The sequence below is a fragment of the Micrococcus sp. GbtcB5 genome (assembly GCF_019091605.1).
GTDB classification, from domain to species: Bacteria; Actinomycetota; Actinomycetes; order Actinomycetales; family Micrococcaceae; genus Micrococcus; species Micrococcus luteus.
This window is the reverse complement of sequence record NZ_JAGXJK010000172.1, coordinates 1-279: the sequence shown is the minus strand read 5'-3', so window position 1 is coordinate 279 and position 279 is coordinate 1. Positions and strand designations below refer to the sequence as shown.

Sequence of the window (279 nt, the reverse complement as noted above, 5' to 3'; positions counted from 1 at the left end):
CCATCGTGAACGCCGAGAAGGTCGCCCTCACCGGCGCCAAGCTCGAGAAGAAGCGCGCCTACCGCCACTCGGGCAACCCGGGCGGCCTGAAGTCGCAGTCCTACGCCGAGCTGCTCGAGACCAACCCGGTCCGCGCCGTGGAGAAGGCCGACAAGGGCATGCTCCCGAAGAACTCGCTGGCCGCCCAGCAGCTCTCCAAGCTGAAGGTGTACAGGGGCGCCGAGCCCCCGCACACCGCCCAGCAGCCCCAGACCTTCGAGATCGGCCAGGTCGCCCAGT

The 279-nt window shown here is 69.2% G+C and carries 1 protein-coding gene; it reads left to right on the top strand.

Features of this window, described 5'->3' with window-relative positions:
- On the top strand, positions 1 to 279 hold a 279-nt coding region (gene rplM / locus KVS67_RS11900; protein ID WP_217565438.1), incomplete at both ends, for a 50S ribosomal protein L13.